We start from the raw sequence: 19,894 nt of genomic DNA, 5'->3' as shown, positions 1-19,894 counted from the left end.
GTTCATTATAACGACAACAGGAGTGAATATCAATGAAGTCAGTCGCTATCATCGCTGAATATAATCCCTATCATAACGGGCATCATTACCATGCGGAAATGGCGCGTCAGAAAAGTCAGGCGGACATTGTGATCGCCATTATGAGCGGACAGTTCACACAGCGCGGCGCACCTGCGATCTTCAGTAAGTTCGCCCGTGCAGAGTCAGCACTTAAAGGCTGCGATCTCGTTGTGGAGCTGCCCCAGTTCTATGCGCTCAGCTATGCTGACGACTTCGCCTATGGTGGAATCAGGACGGCTGAGCTTCTGGGCTGTGATGCCCTGGCGTTCGGCGCGGAATGCGATGACCTTGAAATGCTCACAGCTGAGGCGTACCGTGTAAAAACAGTCGATGTTAAAAGCGGGAGAAGCTATGCGCAGATGACGGGGGATCAAGCTTTCTCGCAGCCGAACAACATCCTTGCCATGCAATATATCAAAGCAGCTGACAGCAGACTGGAGCTGATACCGGTCAAGCGTATAGAGAACCATTATCATGACACTCAGCTGACGGGGCGTATTGCCAGTGCTACCGCTGTACGCCGGGCAATCGCAGCAGGACATGATTTCTCTATGGCAGTGCCCGCAGCTATCGATACATCTCTTGCAGTCAGCTGGGAGGATTTCTTTCCGCTGCTGAAATATAAAATCATCAGTCACACAGCTGAAGAGCTGAGAAATATTTATATGATGACTGAAGGCCTTGAGCACAGACTGAAATCCCGTATCAATGCGTCACAGGACTTCGAGAGCTATATGCAGGCCATCAAGACGAAGCGCTATACGTATACACGTCTGCAGCGTCTCCTCGCCTGCACGCTGCTCAATATTACAGACAGGCAGACCATCACTGATATACGGGTTCTGGCGATGAATGACAAGGGCCGGGCCTATATCAAGGGACTTCCCCATGTACACACCAACATCAATAAAAAAAATGCATCGCTCTATCCACTGGAAGTCCGAGCGACGCAGATCTATAATCTCGTATCAGGCGACAGAAGAAATGATTTCAACACACCTGTTATTTATCAGCGAACTTCTTTTTAAGCGCTTCTTCAACATGCGGCGGGACAATTTCACTTACACTGCCACCGTATTTAGCGACTTCTTTCACGATGCTTGAACTGATAAAAGAGTAATGGTTATTTGTCATCATATAAAGCGTCTCTATATCATCATTCAGTTTCTTGTTCATACTTGTCAGCTGCATCTCATACTCAAAGTCACTGACAGCACGCAGACCTCGGACAATCGTCTGGGCCCCTATATTCTCACAGTGCGTGATAAGAAGACCTGAGAAGTAGTGAACCTGGACGTTCGGCCAGGCAGCAGTCGCTTCCTTGATGAGTGCCAGGCGCTCATCCATTGAAAACAGTCCTGCTTTACTAGAATTATGCAAAACGGAGACATGGACCTCATCAAAGATCTTCGCGCTTCTTTCGATGATATCCAGATGGCCGAGGGTAATGGGATCAAAGCTGCCAGGTACGACTGCTCGTCTAATCGTCATGTTGAACTCCTTTTAATATACTTATTTTAACTGTCCCGTATATCTCTTCTTTAATAAGCGAGAAAGAACGCGGGTTCACCCTTTCATCTTTGCCACATTCGCACATGATGAGCCCATCCGGCTTGAGCAGCTGGAACGTCTCTATCTGTTCCAGTGCTTGATTCAGCAGCCCTTTCTGATACGGCGGATCCAGAAAGATGATATCGAACTTGATATCACGTTTCTTCAAAGCTTTTAATGCACGGAAAGCATCATTGCGATATACTTCTACTTGTTCATCGATCGCTTCAATATTCTTACGGATGGCGGTGACCGCTTCTTTCGAGCCATCTACGAATATAACAGACTCGAGGCCGCGGCTCAAGCCTTCAATACCCAGGCCGCCGCTGCCTGCAAAGAGATCCAGGCCCATACCATCAAGCGGTCCTAGAATATTGAAGATGTTCTCTTTGATCTTATCTGTCGTCGGTCTCGAGGTCATGCCGGGTGCCGCTTCAATCTTGAGTTTCTTATATTTACCTGCTATTACACGCACGCTTACACCTACCTAAAAGGAGATTAATTATGTCACAATCATTTATCGAACTGGGGCCCGGCCTCAGCGATTTCTTTGAATTCGAGGAGCTGATCCGTTATAATCACGACCGCATCAGAAGTGTCGTCGCTCTTCACACCACACTTGAAGAGACACCAATGACGAGCATCCTCGTTATCATGAAGCCGACCACCCAGGGCCATTTCCAGGGCATTTATGCTACATTTGAATCCATTCCCTATCCTTATCCGGCATCCAACAAGCGTTTTGATCTCATCAGAAGCTGGGCTGAAGACTACCACTTACCTTTCCTGGAGTTTGAGACTAAAGCGATGCACCATTTCCATGAACGGGCGCTGTTCTACAATTATCTGATCGGTGTCCTAAGACTGCAGAGGCAGCTGCCGCCTCTATAAGGATTCGTAGTCTGTTTCCAGTGTCTGATAGGGCGAGATTTCCACCTTCAGCACATATTTCAGACGGGAGAGCTGCTCGAGTACTTCATCGATTCTGTCTGTATCGATATAGAGCGATAACCATTTATCCTTGCGGTTGAAATAAGCGATATGGCCATATTTTCTCAGCTGCCGCTCATTCTTGCTGCTCTTCATATAAATAATTAAATTTGTTCTGGGCGTTAAAGTCATCGTTCAACCTCATTATTACAGTTTCTTTTATAGTATCATGTTATTTGGTAAAATAAAATGTATCAAAATGACTGGAGGCAACTATATGAATAAAACAGTGAAAACAGGCGCCATGCTCCTCGCTGCCTACGGGACAAGTATTGCTGTTTCAAAGCAGCTCGCTAAAAATGAAAAACGTGCCATCCGCCCTTACTTCACAGGCCGGGCACCCTACGTCTTCGCGCACCGCGGCGGGATGAAACTGGCACCGGAAAGTACAATGCCCGCATTTAACGAAGCGGCACGTCTTGAAGTGGATGGCTTTGAAATTGATATCCGCGTGACAAAGGATGACGTGATTGTGGTCTTCCATGATGCTTATGTCGACCGCGTCTCGAACGGGACTGGTCTTATCGCTGACCAGACACTCAGCGAACTGCAGCACCTTGATTTCGGCTACTATTTCAAGGATATCAATGGAGATTATCCATTCAGAGGCAAAGATGCGCGTATCGTCACACTGGAAGAACTGATCACAAAGTTCCCGGATAAACGCATCAATATCGATATCAAAGACCGTCCGGAGACCGTGGCAGGCGCTAAGGCACCGGAACTTCTGAACCAGCTGATTACACGACTGGGTGCCGCAGACCGCGTCGTTGTGACAAGCTTCCATGATGAGCAGACAGCACGTTTTAAGTCACTTAATCAAGCCGTTGCTACAGGCGCCGGCGTCAACGAAGTCAGAAAAGCATATGCGTTATACACGAGCGGCTATGGTCATCTCTATCAGCCCGAAGCCGATACATTCCAGATACCGGCGTCATTCCGCGGCATCCGCCTGGATTCAGCCCGCTGGATGAGCTTCCTTGCCAGCCATAATATTGCGGTCGGCTACTGGGTCATCAACAGTATCGACGAGATGGATGACCTCCTTCAGAAAGGTGCTCATACCATCGTCACTGACCGGCCGGACCTGGCTTACCACCTAATCAAAGAACGTTATCGTAAATAAGGAAAATCGTGCAGATCATCTGCACGATTTTTTAATCATTTGCCATTTATTAACAAATCTACTATATTATAAAGTGAGGCGCATCAAATGAAACTTATCCCGGTCAGACCCCAGAGTCAGTGGTATCCAAAACCGATGATCATGGGATGTGAAGGTGTGGCGGCAAGCATGCTGCTTGGCGGGGCGGTCGCGCCTGAGAAACTGATGAAATACTGGCCGAAACATGACTCTAATCCGGAGAAAGGCTATGTCGGTCATCCCTCCTTCATCAGTCTGAACAGTCATCAGACCATTTTTCCGTCCGCATTTGTCCCTTATTTAAAGCAGTTTGATGCCCGTATAGTGGATGGCACAGGCGCTACTCTCCCTGACCTGGAAAAACTGCTCGATCACAATCAGCCGGTCCTCATCTATCACACGCATCTTGGATTTACTGCTCTTGAGCGTATCTTCCATACCTCAGATGGCAAGAAACACTGGGTCAGCAACATCCATATCACTCTGCTTATCGGTTATGACCGCAACTATTATTACTATATCGACCCGCTCTGGATGAAGATCGGGCCTATCCTCTTGCCGGCTCTCCTGCCGTCCCGCAGACAGATCATGAAAATGTCTAAAAGACGGTTCAGGAAAAGCTATGAGTCGCCAGGACGTCTCTGTATCTTTAAAAAAGAAGGTGTATGATGAACTCCCGTACTTTATCTTATTTGAAAACCAGTTTGATTCTGATATTCTTTACAGCAGCGATGGTCATCCTGGCACGTGAACTGTCCCAGGTCAACTTCAAAGAAACCATTCACCTGTTCCGCCAGCTGCCGACCCTCAACTTTATCCTGATCATCGTTGCAGGTCTGACCGCTGTTCTGTCGCTCTCTCTCTATGATTATGTGCTGACGCGCCAGTTAAATGTGAATATCTCTCTCCGTCACTTATTGCCGGTCAGTTTTATAACGAATGCATTTAACAATATTCTGGGCCTCGGCGGCTTATTTGGCGCTGGTCTCCGCATATTTCAGTACGAGCCTAAAGCACCTGCTCATGCGCCGCTCAAGCGGGCCATCAGTCTGCTGTTATTATCCACCATCAGCGGTCTCAGCGTCCTGTGCTATATCGCTTATGGACTGATTGATATTAAAGCAGTCCCGTATGGCAACTGGATTGTTCTTTTTGCCTGTATCTATGCGCCTGCTTATCTCATCATTACCATCATCAAGCCGATCAGCAAGGAGCAGCGGTTACTCGGCGTCAATTTCACACTCGTTTCCATCATTGACTGGCTGGCAGCGATTGTCCTCTTCTATTTCATTCTGCATGAATTAAATATGGCGGTGGCGTTGCCGGCGGTAGCAGGCCTTTTCATCATAGCGTCACTGTCCGGTATCATCAGCATGATTCCAGGTGGCTTAGGTGCCTTTGACCTGGTGATGTTAACAGGGCTCGGCACACTGGGCGTCAGCGAGGAGAAAGCGCTCCTTGCGTTACTGCTCTACCGCACCGTCTACTATTTCTTTCCGCTTCTTGTCGCGCTGCTGTTGTCAGTCTTTGAATACAAAGAGAGCGCCAAGACTTATATCGAGGATAATAAGCTGTTGAGTTCAGCGGCCATGACCGGCTCCTTTATCCGCGCACTGCAGAAATCCTCACCTTATCAGTTTTCCGGGTTGATTGTCGCGCTGCTGACCATCATCACCAGTCTTGTCTACTACTTCAATCATTTTCTGATTGTCTATGATGCGATAGCTGAGAAACGTTACACTTATTACTCAGTCATCATCATCTTCCACGTCGCTGCCAGTCTGACGCTTCTGATCAGCGCAAACGGCGTCATGCACGGCACAAAGCGTGCGACCATGCTCAGTAGCCTATCGACCGCCATGCTGCTGGTCACGACTTTTCTCTCGTACGGGACGATCGTCTCCTACGTCTGGTTGACGACCATCCTGCTGCTCCTGATATTCAGATATCGTAAGACAACCATGATTAAGCGCAGCCTGACCCCTCTCAAACTGATCATCAGCACAGCGCTGATGCTGCTGATGCTAGCCGTCAATCACTGGGTGACCATCGATATGCTGGAGATTTATCCCCATAAAGCCACTCATTTCGATGATCAGCTGCTCGGTGCACTGATGTGGGGGACAGTCCTGATATTCGCCGTTGTCAGTGCACTGATCACTTATTATTACTCGAGAAAATATCATCATCTGCTGGCGGATGCTGTCACTGAGGAAGAACTGAAATCAATCATTGATATCGAAGGCAGCTACGTCAGTCACCTGGCTTTCACGGGTGATAAATCATTTTTCTTGAATGAGGCACGCGATGCCTTCCTGATGTTCCATAAGACGAAGAATGCGCTCATCGTCATGGGCGATCCGGTCGGTAACCGCGAGCACTTCGAACAGCTCCTGATGGACTTCTACGACAAGGCCTTTTTCCTCGGCAGTGACGTCATCTTTTATCAGGTGCAGTCAAAATATTTACCGCTCTACCACGGCTTCGGCAATCATTTCTTCAAGATCGGCGAAGAAGCCCTGATTCCGCTGCAGGACTTTACCGTCAGCGGTAAAAAACAGCGTGCCTTTCGCGCCACGCTGAACAAACTTGAAAAAGAGGGGTATCTCTTCTCGATTGTAGAAGCACCTTTTGATGAATTGATTGATGAACTGAAGACGGTGAGCGATGCATGGTTAAACGGCAAACAGGAGATGCAGTTCTCTGTCGGATCATTTACTAGACATTATCTCGAGCAGGCACCTATAGCTGTCTTAAAAGACGCGGATCAACGCATCGTTGCATTCTCTACACTCATGCCGACAAATTATAACAGCACCTTGTCAGTTGATTTAATACGCTGGCTGCCGGATCTCGATATTCCCGCCATGGATGCCCTGTACTTAAATATGCTGCTGTATTCAAAAGAGCAAGGCTATGACTACTTCAATATGGGAATGGCCACATTATCTAACGTCGGTCAGAATCGTTATGGCTATGCGCGTGAACGCGTCGCGGGACATGTCTTCAATCATTTCAATAACTTGTACAGTTTCCAGGGCTTGCGGAAATATAAACAGAAATATAATCCTGAATGGAACGAGCGATTCGTTGTCTATAGAACCTATACTTCACTTGTCTGGAATCTGGTGCGCATCGGACTGACTATTAATAAGAAATAAAAAGGGGCTACGTGAGTGGCCCCTTTTACTGCGAGTTACGAGCGATATTTCCTGTTTATCGCTCATAACTCGCGGTTTTTTATCCTTATTCTTCAGTTATAAGCGATATTTCCTGTTTATCGCTCATAACTCACTGTTTTCTGTCCTTATTCTTCAGTTACGAGCGATATTTCCTGTTTATCGCTCATAACTCACTGTTTTCTCTCCTTACTCTCCAGTTATGAGCGATATTTCCTGTTTATCGCTCATAACTCGCGGTTTTCTATCCTTATTCTTCAGTTATGAGCGATATTTCCTGTTTATCGCTCATAACTCGCGGTTTTTTATCCACACTCTCCAGTTACGAGCGATATTTCCTGTTTATCGCTCATAACCTCCTTACTTAAATAACAAGGACCCCATAACCAGTATGATAATGACTGGAATGAGATACTTCAGCAGCATGACCCAAATCTTAAACAGCCCTTGGTAGCGCACGCCTATTACGAGTTCTTCTTCAGCAATGCGTCTGTCCATTACATAACCTGAGAACAAGGAGAAAGCAAGGGCACCTATCGGCAGCATGATATTGGATACGAGATAATCCATATTATCAAAAAATGTACCTGCTAAAAACTTTACATCCCCAAGGACGCCGAAGGATAAGGCAGAAGGGACGCCTACAACAAACAGCAAGATAGTCAGCAGGATAACAGCCCGCCCGCGTCTGGCATCATTTCCTTTGATCATATTTGCGACATTGATTTCCATCAGATTGATCGATGACGTGATTGTCGCAAACAGAAAGAGCAGCAGGAAGATCAGATAGAACAGCTGGCCGAATGCCAGTTGATCAAAGACATAGGGCAGAACGACGAACAGGAGCCCCGGCCCTTCCGCGTTGTCGATATGAAGCGCTGTCGTCGCCGGAAATATGGCGAGCCCTGCAAGTATAGTCACTAAAATATTAAGGCCGACGATAGACAGACCGGACTGGACGAGATCAGTCTCTTTCTTTAAATAAGAAGCATAGGTCAGCATGCCGCCAAACCCTACTGACAGTGAAAAGAAGGACTGGCCTAATGCGAAGAGGATACTGTCCCTGTTCAGTGCATGAAAATCAGGCTTCAGGAAATACACGATCCCTGCCATGCTTCCGTCAAGGGTGACAGAACGGATAATGATGACCATAAAGAAGATAAAGAGCAGCGGCATCATGACTTTTGATGCGCGTTCTATCCCCTTCTCGACCCCGGCAGCGACAATGAGCGCAGTCAGGGTGATAAAGATGAACTGACCGGCCAAAGCGTATAGCGGGTGACTGATCAGCACGCCGAAGAGCTCATCATATTGCGCGTGATGACTGCCTGTGAGCAGTGAAAAGAGCGTGCGCACAAAATAAATGATGATCCAGCCACCGATGACACTATAAAAGCTGAGGAGCAGAAAGACACCGATATTGCCGAGATGACCGATGCCGTCAAACATTTTCCGACCTGTCATTTTACTGAAGGCATTCGTACTGTTCGTCTGTGCATGTCGGCCAATCACAAACTCGGATAAAAGAAGCGGCAGTCCAATCAACAGCGTAAAAACAATAAAGACCGTTAAAAATGCGCCGCCCCCATTGGCAGCCATCACATAGGGAAATTTCCATATGGCACCCAGCCCTATCGCTGACCCAGCACTTGCTAATATAAAACCTAATTTAGAATTCCATGATGCACGTGTTTCCATATTATTGACTCCTTTTATTTTTTTTCCTAAAAAAAACGGCCGATGTGCAGACATCGGCCGAAAAAAAGAAGCCGATGTACGCGACACGGCCTCAGTAAATTAAAACCTGAAGAGACCGTCATAGATGACTTATATCTATGACGGATATAAGTCCTATGACAGCTGCCAGCTATTCAGTTGCGTCATTGGATTCTTCATGGTTAAGCACCTCTTTTTAGAATAACTATACTTTATCAAATATTCTGATAATAGACAACCATTTTCTACAGTTCGATATGATAATATTTAAGGGCCCGCTCAATCGTTACAGTCGGTAACAGTCCGGCATCCACCAGCATAGGAAGCCAGTCATGACGCCTGATATCAAACAGAACAAAAGAATGGCCGGTACGGATCAGCTCCGCTATAAGGATTTCCGGCTCATAGAAGAGATGAAACGGAATACTGACGTAGATCACATCAAATTTCTTGTCTTTATAGGGGATGCGTGTACGCTTCAGTTGCTTATAGGAAAAGTGCGGATAAAGATGGATGGCCTGTTCCATATCCTTTGGCGCCTGATCGATATAATAACCTTTTATCGCCGTCTCGCGGTCGATTGTACTCAGCAGGACACCATTGAAACAGCCGATAGCCAGCACTTTTTTTCGGGCGGGTAAACGATAGATGAATCGTGCATATTGCCTGAAATAAAAGGAAGTCATAAAACCTGTACGGTAGACCTGTTCTACTGGCTGCTCAAAAAAAGTATAGCGTTTCTGCCAGTCTTTTCTCAGTTTGCGTTCTTTCTTGTTACCCACATCCGCACCTCTTATGCTGAACAGGAGCAGCCGCCGCTGCAACTGTGGTCAGTAGTAAAAAATGGATTACCGCTTTCTACTTTCACTTCTTCGGAAACAGCACCGGCAATAATGACAAGGACTTCATCGAGTAAGGTCTGAAGGGCCACCTCGCTTCTCTTCGCGGCTGCGACAATAGGATGGAGGTCATACGCCTTCTTCGCTCTTCTTGTCGTGAGTAATGTCTCCATATAATCCGGATGATAGCGGCCGAACCGCATCACTTCGTCGTATCGTTCCTTCAGTCTGAGTAAGTTCGTCTTCATGACCGCGACTTCTGTGTCCTGTTCTAAAGCCAGCTGGTCCAGTCTATATTGATTGTAACATTCACTTGTCAGAATCATGCTGTTCAGTTCATCTGCCCGGTCCAGCACAGTGAACAGCTGGTCATCATAAATCATCCTCATACCCCATTTAATTCTTGATATAGCGGACACCGTAACAATCACTCACTGAGGCTACAATGCTGTCGTAGTGATTGTTAAGCATCATTCCACGCTCATGCCCATTCAGCCACTGATTAACTGCTTCAGCTGAGTCATAAGCTGTCGTACTGTTTTCCTGCTGACACATAGACTCATCGTTCTCTATCTTGCGCAGCGGATGTATTTCGTAATTTGCACGCATCATATTGATTATTTCGATCAATGTCTGCTGAGCATTCTGTTCCTGCAGAATAGATTGCTCTATCCTCATTGTACGCTCTATAGGCTGACCGTTCAAGTGAGCCGTATAGGGCAGCATCTGAACGAGCAGCGGCGCCGACATAAATCTTGCGGCCATCACTTTGCCTGTCTCTCGGTCGATATAGACCTGAGTATAGACATCATCATACTGAATGAGCAGCTGTGTCTTAAGGTCAACTTCAGTCAACTCAAAATGATAATCCCCGTCCTCAGACATCACGCTCGGTTCAGTGTCGATAGAAGTGCCTCTGAAAATGTCTGATGCCTGCTGGTTTACAGTGAACGGTTCAATATCAGCTTCCGGACCTGTCGCATAGATCATGCCGATTTGATTCTCTCTTACCCGGACATCATAAAATGCATTCTTGTCGTGATAGATGTAGTGCTGATATTTATTATCAGCCTGATAGATGCGGTCCGGATAACCATGGACTGCTGTCCAGCTGTCAATTGATTCTCCGATGTAGGTCCCCGGTCCCTCAGTGAGCGCTGCATTCCTCGGTCTTTCTTCTGGCTGATCATTCTGCTTGGTTTCCTCCAGGCGATTAAAATCTCCGAGAGCATAGAACAGCAGAAAGAGTCCTAGTAGCGCTATTAGAACTAACAGCATTTTAAATATTATAGTCTTCATTAGCTTCTCCGTCTGTTTTTTCATATTATACATTATTTGCACATGAATAAATAACTGATTGCAACAATCCTCTTTTTGTCATAAAATTAGAGTTGAGCATATTGAGGGAGGTAAATGAAATGGTATTCGACAATTCAGGTATTGAAAACATCGTAGCTGATCAGAATGTGATTCAGCACGTCATGAATAAACATGGCCTTAATCTGGGTGGCCACTGGGATTACGAACGTGTCACATACGACTTGAAATATCAGATTGAAGAAGGTGTTTACTACCTTCGCATTCCAGGTTACGCCGTTGAAGGTGATGTAGGTGCTCGGAACGCTAAACTACAGATGATGGATCCTTACTTAGGTAAGCACTATTATCCAACCGGTATCGAATATGGTGAGGATGAATATTTTCCGCCAGCAGTGGTTGAACATTGCAAACGTACAATCATCAGTATCAGTAACGATCTCAGAGAAATCCTTGCTTAAGACGTGGGCATATGCCGCGTCTTTTTTAATAGCCATGAGGAGGACAGAATGTGTTCAAGCGACTTTTAACTAAAAAGAATGTGACCTTAGCGGTCTTTATTGTTCTCACCGTTTTATTCTTTTATTTCATCTTACCCATATCAATTCCGATTGTCAGCGCACTGATACTTGCCTTAGTGCTGGAACCCGCTGTCAGAAAGCTGGAGTTCAAATTCGGCAGTCGTAAATGGAGTGTGACGGCCCTCTATTCAGGTATTCTGCTCATTTTATTAGTGCTGCTTTACCTGATACTGACGAAAGTGATTGAAGCCTTATTCGATTTCGTCAGGAGTCTGCCGGCTAAAGCAGACACCTTGATCGCGGCCTGGTCGAGTGTCGAAGTGAAACTGAAACAGCTGCTCCCATCAAGCGTAACCGCCTCACTCAATGATGAAGTGCAGAAGTTCCTTCTTTCTATGCGTGATAGTATCGCTGACTATTTCAGCGTCCAGAACATCACCAATTTTGTCTCCATGCTGCCTGAGCTGATTATTTCCGGTCTGGTGTTCCTGGTTGCTCTGTTCCTCTTTATGCTGGAAGTCACACGCATGAAGCAACTGATACGCAAGCATACATATGAAAAAACCTACTCGCGGGGTCTGCTGATCTGGCAGAAGGTCTCTACCTCTGTCTTCGGCATGCTCAGAGCGGCCGTCATCTTATCATTTATCACCTGGGTCTTCACATTTATCGGTCTGTTATTTATCGTGCCGGAAAATGCGCTCATCCTCAGCCTGATCATCTGTATCGTCGACTTACTGCCCATTATCGGCGCTACCGGCATCACCATTCCGTGGACGCTGTATGAGCTGATTACAGGCGACAATGTAACAGCCATCAAGCTCGCGCTTCTTTCAGTCTTCCTGCTCGTGCAGCGCAAAGTACTGGAACCGAAGATTATGGGCAACGGTGTCGGACTGAGTCCGCTTGCCACCTTGATTTCCATGTACATCGGCTTGAAACTGATGGGCTTTATCGGCTTCTTTATCGGCCCGATCATCCTCCTGATCATCGTGACCTTCATCGAGTCAGGTGCCGTCAAGATGAACTTCAAGCTATAAGCTTTCACTGAAGAAAAACTCACCCCAGTGCTGAGTTTTTCTTTTTTTGCTTGTTTATTCTAAAGGTATGCATGCAAGAAAAGACTGAAGACCTCATTCCAGTAGGAATCAAGGTCTTCAGTCTTAGGTTATTCCAGATTCGCATGCTTACCGTACATCTTGCCGGAATCGAGCTGATGCATCTCCATATACTTCAGAATGACTGCATCATAGAACAACAGCAGCGTCTGCTCAAACAGTGAGCCCATCGGCTGGATGGTGCTGTAATCGCTCTTCGCCTGGTCTTTGACAGCGCCGGGCAGCTGTACAACTATATCGGCCAGCTGACCGATAGCCGACTGCGGATTGATGGTGACAGCAGCGACTACACCGCCGAGCTGCTTCGCTTTAGCAGCGACCGGGACGAGGGTAGATGTCTCTCCTGAGCCTGAGCCGACAATCAGCAGGTCGCCTGCTTCCAGGTTCGCTGTCACTGTCTCACCGACCACGTAGGCATCAATCCCCATATGCATCATGCGCATGACAAAGGCCTTGCCCGCAAGACCGGAACGGCCGGCACCTGCGACAAACACTTTGTCCGCCTCCAGTACGGCTGTGACGAGTTGTGCTGTCTCTTCTTCAGAAATCTGAGGAACTGTCTGGATGAGCTCATCGATGATCGCCGTCAGATATTCAGTCGTCTTCATCAGATACTATCCCTGCTTGACTAATTCGTGCATCTCGCGGGCAGTCGCTTTTTTATCTTCCTGTGAAGTGATGCCGCCGCCGACGATCACTAAGTCAGGCTGCTGGCTGATGACCTCAGGCAGTGTCTCTAGTTTGATGCCGCCTGCGACAGCTATCTTCGCATTTTTGACGACACTTTTGATCGTCGCTAAATCTTCGAAGGAATTTTTGCCGAGCGCCTGCAGGTCATAGCCTGTGTGAACACAGATATAGTCGACACCGAGTTCGTCCAGTTCTTTTGCACGTGCTGCGATATCTTTAACCGCGATCATATCCACCAGGATTTCCTTGCCCTGTTTTCGGGCTTCTTCTACTGCACCGCGGATAGATTCATCTTCCGAGACACCCAGAATAGTGATGATATCAGCACCGGCTGCTGCAGCCTGGCTGACTTCGTAACCTGCTGCATCCATGATTTTCAGGTCTGCCAGAACAGTCAGGGCAGGAAATGCATCCTTGATCGCCTTGACTGCTTTTAATCCTTCATTGATCACGACAGGCGTGCCGATTTCAACGATGTCGATATGGTCTTGAACTTCTTCAACGACTTCCAGTGCGCCTTGAATATCAACAAGGTCTAATGCTAATTGTAATTTCATCTATATATAGCTCCTCTTTTATCAGTCTAGTCATACTTATGCTGAAGTCTCACCCTCAGCTCTTCTCTCATTATAGCGTCTATGATACGATATAAGAAGTACGCACTTTAATAACATATAGTGTACAAAAGTATACTGACCAGAAAGGAAGAAAGATATGCCTGACTTAGGAGATAGACTATTTAACTGTGAGAAAGAGCTGACGCTTGCTGTTATCGGTGGTAAATGGAAGATGCTGATTTTATGGTATCTGGGCAAGGAAGGAACGAAACGGTTTGGTGAGCTGAAATCACTGATGCCGGGAATCACGCAGCGTATGCTGGTCAATCAGCTGAGAGAACTGGAAAGCCATCTGATTGTCCACCGCGAAGTCTATGCCGTCGTTCCGCCTAAAGTCGAATACTCGCTCACTGACGCAGGGATGAAGCTGATGCCCATCTTAGACGCCATGTACGACTGGGGCAGATATTATATCGATGAAGTGCTGCCGGAAGAACAGGCGACCCCGGATAAATGAGCAGAATATCAGCAATCAAAAAAACTCTCCAAGCTTATTTGCTTGGAGAGTTTTTTCAGCTGCATCAAAGTGTCAGATGCCAAGAATCGCTTTAAAGACTGACGTGGTCTCGCCGCCCTTATAAAAGACATAAAGCAGTAAATAAACCGCAACACCGGTGATAGCTGTAAAAAACCAGATGATGGAAGTCGTCGGACCTAGTTTTCTATGGATATTCAATCTGTCCTTCAGTCCTGACACAATCATAATCAGGCCCAGCACACCGCCTGTTGTAGCGAGTGTGATATGGAAGACCAGGAATATCGTGTAATACAGTTTAATACTGTCCGGTCCGCCAAAAGAGGTATTGCCGATGAATAAGGTACGAGAGACGTAGATGATAAAGAACGTCAGCGCACTCGCCCCAGCTGCGAGCATCACTTTCTTATGGCCTTCCAAGTCTCTCTTCGCAACTTTATACCAGCCGATAGCGACAAGGATCGCACTGATAACGATAAAGGATGTACTGATAGTCGGTAAGATCGGTAAATTCATGTTATTCTCCTATCTGAATTGATTAAAGTAAGCTTGTTCTCTCTGACGAGCTTCCAGGCTGCGCTGTGTCGTCTCTTCCTCATTCCTGCCCTCTGACCAGCGCCAGTTAAAGAAGACATAGAACAGCATAAAGCCGAAGAAGACCTCCTGCAGCACTTTCATGATGACGCCACCCGTCTGCTGATCTTCAAGTGACGACATATTCGTGAAGTACTGCGGACCAGATATATTAGTGGCACTCATGACGCTATCCAGCGTACCTTGCGGAACACAGAGCGCCATCGCCCCAAGCCAAGCTTTCGGATCAGTATAGGTGCGGTACATCGGGTGCTGGGAGAAGATAATCAGTCCACAGCTCGGCGTCAGAAGCACCCCGATCATAAAGATATAAACAAGCTTCATCAGACCTGTCAGCTGTTTACGGGGCAGCTCAGTGCGATTGAATACCGGATACCACATATTAAATGCAGCGACAGAGAGCAGGACCGTGAACAGTGAATGTAATGTCGCACTCTGTTTCAGGAAGTCGAGTACAACCGGCAGATGGTAGATACTGAACAGTCCGTTGAAGACAATGATGGCAAAGACAGGACGCGACACCACATCAAATACAGGCTTTATATAAGGACGTGAAACGATGTAATCAATCAGATAGCTAGGTACCGCAAAGAACAGCATCGGCACGATCATCAGATAGAGTACAGCCATCTGCAGCATATGGAAGCTGAAAATAATGTGACTGAGTAAATCAATCGGACTGCCCTTTACAATGTAGATGAGGATCATGCTGATAATGAAGAGGATGACTTCTCTTCTTTTCAACGGTCGGTTACCTGGAATCTCATGCCGCCACTTGGTCACTGATAAAAAATAGACAGCCGTCACAAACAGAAGCGTGACGATATAAAACGGACTCCAGTTCGCAAAGAAACCAAATATAGAGACCGAACTGAGACTATGCATATAATCACTCCAAAAATATAATCTTAGTTTAATTATAAAATACAATGGAAAAGGACGGACCTTACAATAACGAACGTTTTATGTCTTTTTAAAAAAAACACCACTGAACTGCGTCAGTGGTGTCTTCATTATTTAAGTGGGTCACCTAACCAAGTCAGGTAGAGTGCCATCACAACAAACGATAAGGCCAGGAAGATACCTGATATCATAAAAATCTTCGCTACACCGTGACCGTCATGACTCATATGCATGAAGTAGAAGAACTGCAGAATAACCTGTACGAATGCCAGCAGGATTAGGAGCGGTAAAACCACTGCCTTATCTAATCCTGCTGCGACCATACCGAAGGCGATGAATGTCAGGAAGATCATCACTGCAAACGTCGTCACCTGTTGTCTCATCTCTAATGTACGATTACGGCGATCATAGTCAAATCTCGCACGGTTGAAACGTGGTGCGTGAGCTTGATGAACTTCATGTGTTTCTACAGCGCCTACTTCTCTCACTTTAACATGTTCTGATACGTAATGTTCATTCGTTTTAGCCATATTATCCTAACACCCCTAACAAGTAAACTACTGTAAAGATGAATACCCAGACTACGTCAATAAAGTGCCAGTATAACGAGAAAGTATTGAACTTCGCTGCATTGTAGACTGATAATCCACGCTTCATGTTACGGATGACAAGCAGGATTGCCCAGCCAAGACCGATTAAAACGTGAAGTCCGTGCGTCCCTACCAGGAAGTAGAATGCACTACCAAATGCGCTTGAGCGGAAGGTATGACCTTGATGGACATACTCTATAAACTCGTAGATCTCAAGCCCCAAGAAACACAGGCCAAGTAAGATAGTGACCACAATCCAAGTCAGCATTTTCTTGAAATCATAATTTTTCATGTGGTACATTGCATAGACACTTGTGAGAGACGATGTTAAAAGTAACATCGTCATGACAAATGCCAGCGGTAAATGGAATAACTGTTCTGCTTTTAAGTGCTCTTCACTTGGCACATGGTCTTTAAGTGCTAGGTAAGTTGCAAATAATGAAGCAAAGAGTGCTGTCTCACCGCCCAGGAAAATCCAGAAGCCGGTTAACTTGTTTTTACCTTCAAGTGATGCAGTCTCAGGGTGACTTGGCCATCTTTCAACTGTCATTTTTTCTTCAACATGTGCCATTATTTCACACCTCTTTCGTACTCAATCAACTCTTCTTTAGTGATGTGGTAACCATGGTCATCTTTCAGTGAACGTGCCATCATAGCACCTACAGTAATCAGGAGACCTAATCCAAGAACAAATGGTGACCAAGCTTGAACAGGTAAATCTTTCACGGCATCGATCGCCCATTCTTTACCATCTGCAAAGTAGAGAGCACCGAATGCTGCGACGAACAAACCTAAAGATTGGATGAATGGCAGAATTGAATTGTTAGGCATATGAACATCACCTAAAGATTCAGCTGGTAAAATTTCGCCATTGCCTTTCGTTTTTTCTAACCAGAATGCATCTAAGCCGCGTACAAGTGGCGTCTGAGCAAAGTTATAGAATGGAACAGGCTGTGGTAAAGACCACTCAAGCGTACGTCCATCGCCCCATGCATCGCGTCCCACTTTAGGAGCTTTAGCAGTCGTCAAGATGACGTTGATCACTGTAATAATAACCGCTACAGCCATGAGTAAAGCACCGATTGTAGATACTAAGTTGAAAGTGTCATAGCCTTGACCTGGTAAGTAAGTCGCGATACGACGCGGCATACCCATTAAACCAAGGAAATGCTGGATAAAGAATGTTAAGTGGAAACCGAAGAAGAAGATCCAGAATGCAATCTTACCTAATTTTTCACTTAAGATCTTACCGAACATCAGCGGCCAGTAGAAATGAAGTGCTGCAAGTAATGCGAAGACAACCCCGCCGACGATGACGTAGTGGAAATGCGCAACGATGAAATAAGAATCATGGTACTGATAGTCAGCTGGTGCTGATGCCTGCATAACCCCTGTCACACCACCCATAACGAATGATGGAATGAAGGCTAAAGAATAAAGCATCGGTGTTGTAAACTCAATACTACCACCCCAGATAGTCAGTAACCAGTTGAAGATTTTAATACCTGTTGGTACGGCAATCGCCATTGTCGCAATCGCGAAGATCGCGTTCGCTGTTGGTCCAAGACCGACTGTGAACATATGGTGAGCCCATACCATGAAGCCTAAGAAACCGATTAATACTGTTGCGAATACCATCGCTGAATAACCGAACAGACGTTTTCTTGAGAATGTCGGGATGATTTCAGAGAAGATACCGAACGCTGGTAACACTAAGATATATACTTCCGGGTGACCGAAGATCCAGAATAAATGTTCCCAGATGATCGTATTACCACCTTGAGAGACGATAAAGAATCCAGTACCGAACATTCTATCGAAGATGAGTAAGAATAAACCGATAGTCAGTGGTGGGAATGCGAAGACGATTAATGCTGAAGCAACGAATGTTGTCCAAGTCATTAATGGCATACGCATGTATGTCATACCAGGTGCACGCATATTGATGATGGTGACTAGGAAGTTGATACCGGCAATTAATGTACCTGCACCGGAGATCTGAAGTCCAAGTGCGTAGAAGTCAATGCCGTGACCTGTTGAAGCAAGTGATAATGATGCATAAGATGTCCAACCTGCATCAGGTGCCCCGCCTAAGATCCATGATAAGTTCAGGAAGATTCCTCCGAAGAAGAATAACCAGAAACCAAGTGCGTTTAAGAATGGGAACGCGACGTCACGTGCGCCGATCTGTAATGGCACAACTGCATTCATAAATGCGAATAACAGCGGCATCGCTGCCAGGAAAATCATCGTAGTACCGTGCATGGTCAGTACTTGATTATAAAGACCCGCTGATAAGAAATCATTTTCAGGTACAGCGAGCTGGATACGGATGAACATCGCTTCGAGACCACCCATTGCGAAGAACAGACCACCCATAATCAAGTAAAGAATCGCGATTTTTTTATGGTCAACAGTCGTTAAATATTCTTTAATTGTTGCACCAAAACCTCTTTTAGCTTGTGTAGACAATTGTGTAACCTCCCTTTAAACTTTAGTTCTCGACTTTACGTTCCATTAAGTATGCAGCAAGTGCATCGATGTCGCTGTCAGAAACTTTGTACTGACCTGTCATCTTGTTACCTGGTTTAACACTGTCAGGGTCTTTGATCCATTTTTTAAGGTTCTCTTCATTATGCTCTAAAACACCAGCGATACGTGTACGCTCACCGAATGTCGTTAAGTTAGGACCTTTAGCCCCTTTACCTGTTGGTGTAACTGCGTGACAGCCGACACATGATTGCTTAAAGACTTTTTCCCCTTCTTTAGCTTGATCACTTGTTGCTGCTACTGCTTTTTTAGTACCTTGCATATCTTTGATCCAAGTATCGAAGTCTGCTTTGTCCAATGCTTTAACTTTGAAGTCCATCAGTGCGTGTGAAGGTCCACATAACTCTGCACATTTACCATAGAAGACATTATCTGCTTCTTTCGCTTTCTTAGAATCGAAGATTAAATAGAACTTGTTGATATTTTCAACGTTTGTATCCATTTTACCGCCGACAGCCGGAATCCAGAATGAGTGTTTAACATCAGCTGAATGAAGTCGGAAATAAACCTTTGTATCCGTTGGAACCACTAATTCCTGTGAAGTGACAACTTCCTGGTTCGGATATTCAAATTCCCACCAGTATTGATTCGCTGTAACGTTGACAATCATTTCTTTGTTCTTACCTTTTTCATCCACTTTATCCATCGCCTTAGTATCTGCTAACTTGAATGTCAGAGACACAGTAGGAATCGCTAAGATAAGAAGTAAGATAATCGGAATGGTTGTCCAGATAATTTCAAGTTTATGATTACCTGCTACTTGTTTTGGCATGAAGTTTTCGCCGACTTTACCGCGTCTGAACTTAAGCACAGCTAAGATGAAGATAATGAGAACGACTAAAATAACACCGATCATGATATAGACAGCAAGCATCATCAGATTGAACTGCTCCTGTGCCACTTCCCCGGCCGGACGAAGTACTGATAAGTACGGCTTACCGCAACCAGCTAAAGTCATTGCCAGAACAAAAAACAGGCCAAACAATTTTGTGTTCTTCAATTTGTTCATTAAGAATAACCCCTCTTTCACTCATTCATAA

General features: G+C 45.8%; 23 protein-coding genes. 8 read left to right on the top strand and 15 right to left on the bottom strand.

The genetic code is table 11. From position 1 onward, the window contains the following. Positions 1 to 32: 32 nt before the first annotated feature. Positions 33 to 1,088 (top strand): tRNA(Met) cytidine acetate ligase, encoded by a 1,056-nt coding sequence (locus tag ERX55_RS03480; RefSeq protein ID WP_133451211.1) that lies wholly within the window; start codon positions 33 to 35, stop codon positions 1,086 to 1,088. Here the strand turns inward: ERX55_RS03480 and coaD are convergent. Together coaD and rsmD are read right to left on the bottom strand one after the other, a co-directional pair. Further along, entirely contained in the window at positions 1,063 to 1,551 is a 489-nt protein-coding gene (coaD, locus tag ERX55_RS03475) for a pantetheine-phosphate adenylyltransferase (protein WP_133451210.1), read from the bottom strand. The two genes, ERX55_RS03480 and coaD, sit on opposite strands and share 26 nt — an antisense overlap. Further along, on the bottom strand, positions 1,541 to 2,086 hold the full coding sequence (gene rsmD, locus ERX55_RS03470; protein WP_133451209.1) for a 16S rRNA (guanine(966)-N(2))-methyltransferase RsmD: 546 nt from the start codon (positions 2,084 to 2,086) through the stop codon (positions 1,541 to 1,543). The genes coaD and rsmD overlap by 11 nt, the downstream gene beginning before the upstream one ends. A gap of 29 nt (positions 2,087 to 2,115) precedes the next feature. Here rsmD and ERX55_RS03465 point away from each other — a divergent pair, with 29 nt between their 5' ends. Then, entirely contained in the window at positions 2,116 to 2,502 is a 387-nt protein-coding gene (locus tag ERX55_RS03465; RefSeq protein ID WP_133451208.1) for a DUF7147 family protein, read from the top strand. Here the strand turns inward: ERX55_RS03465 and ERX55_RS03460 are convergent. Then, positions 2,497 to 2,733: a DUF2129 domain-containing protein gene (locus ERX55_RS03460; RefSeq protein ID WP_133451207.1), complete on the bottom strand. Its 237-nt coding sequence runs from the start codon at positions 2,731 to 2,733 to the stop codon at positions 2,497 to 2,499. The genes ERX55_RS03465 and ERX55_RS03460 overlap by 6 nt on opposite strands. An 85-nt stretch (positions 2,734 to 2,818) precedes the next feature. Here ERX55_RS03460 and ERX55_RS03455 point away from each other — a divergent pair, with 85 nt between their 5' ends. The 3 genes from ERX55_RS03455 to mprF all read left to right on the top strand — a co-directional run bounded on the left by ERX55_RS03455 (position 2,819) and on the right by mprF (position 6,906). Further along, positions 2,819 to 3,727, top strand: a complete 909-nt coding sequence (locus ERX55_RS03455) for a glycerophosphodiester phosphodiesterase family protein (protein WP_133451206.1) — start codon at positions 2,819 to 2,821, stop codon at positions 3,725 to 3,727. 87 nt (positions 3,728 to 3,814) lie between these two features. Continuing rightward, on the top strand, positions 3,815 to 4,414 hold the full coding sequence (locus tag ERX55_RS03450; protein ID WP_133451205.1) for a C39 family peptidase: 600 nt from the start codon (positions 3,815 to 3,817) through the stop codon (positions 4,412 to 4,414). Next, entirely contained in the window at positions 4,414 to 6,906 is a 2,493-nt protein-coding gene (gene mprF / locus ERX55_RS03445) for a bifunctional lysylphosphatidylglycerol flippase/synthetase MprF (protein WP_165983692.1), read from the top strand. The genes ERX55_RS03450 and mprF overlap by 1 nt, the downstream gene beginning before the upstream one ends. 378 nt (positions 6,907 to 7,284) lie before the next feature. Here mprF and ERX55_RS03440 read toward each other — a convergent pair whose 3' ends face one another. The 4 genes from ERX55_RS03440 to ERX55_RS03425 form a co-directional block, all read right to left on the bottom strand. Continuing rightward, positions 7,285 to 8,622, bottom strand: coding sequence for a sodium-dependent transporter (locus ERX55_RS03440; RefSeq protein WP_133451203.1), 1,338 nt, complete (start codon positions 8,620 to 8,622; stop codon positions 7,285 to 7,287). A gap of 263 nt (positions 8,623 to 8,885) precedes the next feature. Beyond that, positions 8,886 to 9,422, bottom strand: a complete 537-nt coding sequence (locus tag ERX55_RS03435) for a methyltransferase domain-containing protein (RefSeq protein WP_133451202.1) — start codon at positions 9,420 to 9,422, stop codon at positions 8,886 to 8,888. Positions 9,423 to 9,433: 11 nt separating this feature from the next. Next, complete coding sequence (locus tag ERX55_RS03430) at positions 9,434 to 9,862, bottom strand: YlbF/YmcA family competence regulator (RefSeq protein WP_243721443.1); 429 nt, start codon at positions 9,860 to 9,862, stop codon at positions 9,434 to 9,436. A gap of 13 nt (positions 9,863 to 9,875) precedes the next feature. Continuing rightward, positions 9,876 to 10,778, bottom strand: a complete 903-nt coding sequence (locus ERX55_RS03425; protein WP_165983691.1) for a CAP-associated domain-containing protein — start codon at positions 10,776 to 10,778, stop codon at positions 9,876 to 9,878. Between the two features lie 119 nt (positions 10,779 to 10,897). Between ERX55_RS03425 and ERX55_RS03420 the strand changes: the two genes are divergently transcribed. Both ERX55_RS03420 and ytvI read left to right on the top strand, forming a co-directional pair. Further along, complete coding sequence (locus tag ERX55_RS03420; protein WP_133451200.1) at positions 10,898 to 11,257, top strand: YugN family protein; 360 nt, start codon at positions 10,898 to 10,900, stop codon at positions 11,255 to 11,257. 50 nt (positions 11,258 to 11,307) lie between these two features. Then, the gene (gene ytvI / locus ERX55_RS03415; RefSeq protein WP_133451199.1) at positions 11,308 to 12,357 is read left to right on the top strand and encodes a sporulation integral membrane protein YtvI; all 1,050 of its coding nucleotides are present in this window, start codon (positions 11,308 to 11,310) and stop codon (positions 12,355 to 12,357) included. 128 nt (positions 12,358 to 12,485) lie between these two features. On the opposite strand, the gene hxlB is transcribed toward ytvI, so the two are convergent. Beyond that, positions 12,486 to 13,043, bottom strand: coding sequence for a 6-phospho-3-hexuloisomerase (gene hxlB / locus ERX55_RS03410; protein WP_133451198.1), 558 nt, complete (start codon positions 13,041 to 13,043; stop codon positions 12,486 to 12,488). 6 nt (positions 13,044 to 13,049) lie between these two features. Beyond that, positions 13,050 to 13,682, bottom strand: coding sequence for a 3-hexulose-6-phosphate synthase (hxlA, locus tag ERX55_RS03405; RefSeq protein WP_133451197.1), 633 nt, complete (start codon positions 13,680 to 13,682; stop codon positions 13,050 to 13,052). A gap of 157 nt (positions 13,683 to 13,839) precedes the next feature. On the opposite strand from hxlA, the gene ERX55_RS03400 reads away from it, so the two are divergent. Beyond that, complete coding sequence (locus ERX55_RS03400) at positions 13,840 to 14,199, top strand: winged helix-turn-helix transcriptional regulator (RefSeq protein ID WP_133451196.1); 360 nt, start codon at positions 13,840 to 13,842, stop codon at positions 14,197 to 14,199. A gap of 72 nt (positions 14,200 to 14,271) precedes the next feature. Here the strand turns inward: ERX55_RS03400 and ERX55_RS03395 are convergent, their stop codons facing one another. From ERX55_RS03395 to coxB, 6 genes are all read right to left on the bottom strand, one after another. Beyond that, positions 14,272 to 14,733: a DUF420 domain-containing protein gene (locus ERX55_RS03395; RefSeq protein WP_133451195.1), complete on the bottom strand. Its 462-nt coding sequence runs from the start codon at positions 14,731 to 14,733 to the stop codon at positions 14,272 to 14,274. 9 nt (positions 14,734 to 14,742) lie between these two features. Continuing rightward, positions 14,743 to 15,696 (bottom strand): cytochrome c oxidase assembly factor CtaG, encoded by a 954-nt coding sequence (gene ctaG, locus ERX55_RS03390; protein ID WP_133451194.1) that lies wholly within the window; start codon positions 15,694 to 15,696, stop codon positions 14,743 to 14,745. Between the two features lie 128 nt (positions 15,697 to 15,824). Then, positions 15,825 to 16,244: a cytochrome C oxidase subunit IV family protein gene (locus ERX55_RS03385; RefSeq protein WP_133451193.1), complete on the bottom strand. Its 420-nt coding sequence runs from the start codon at positions 16,242 to 16,244 to the stop codon at positions 15,825 to 15,827. A gap of 1 nt (position 16,245) precedes the next feature. After that, positions 16,246 to 16,875 carry a cytochrome c oxidase subunit 3 gene (locus tag ERX55_RS03380; protein ID WP_133451192.1) on the bottom strand — a complete coding sequence of 210 codons (630 nt, stop codon included), beginning with the start codon at positions 16,873 to 16,875 and terminating at the stop codon, positions 16,246 to 16,248. Beyond that, positions 16,875 to 18,776: a cytochrome c oxidase subunit I gene (gene ctaD / locus ERX55_RS03375; protein ID WP_133451191.1), complete on the bottom strand. Its 1,902-nt coding sequence runs from the start codon at positions 18,774 to 18,776 to the stop codon at positions 16,875 to 16,877. The genes ERX55_RS03380 and ctaD overlap by 1 nt, the downstream gene beginning before the upstream one ends. 22 nt (positions 18,777 to 18,798) lie before the next feature. Beyond that, positions 18,799 to 19,863, bottom strand: coding sequence for a cytochrome c oxidase subunit II (gene coxB, locus ERX55_RS03370; protein WP_133451190.1), 1,065 nt, complete (start codon positions 19,861 to 19,863; stop codon positions 18,799 to 18,801). Positions 19,864 to 19,894: the final 31 nt, after the last annotated feature.

It is taken from the genome of Macrococcus bovicus, assembly GCF_004359575.1.
Taxonomy (GTDB): Bacteria; Bacillota; Bacilli; order Staphylococcales; family Staphylococcaceae; genus Macrococcus; species Macrococcus bovicus.
The sequence above is the reverse complement of the archived record's forward strand: the minus strand, read 5'-3'. Positions and strand labels throughout refer to the sequence as shown.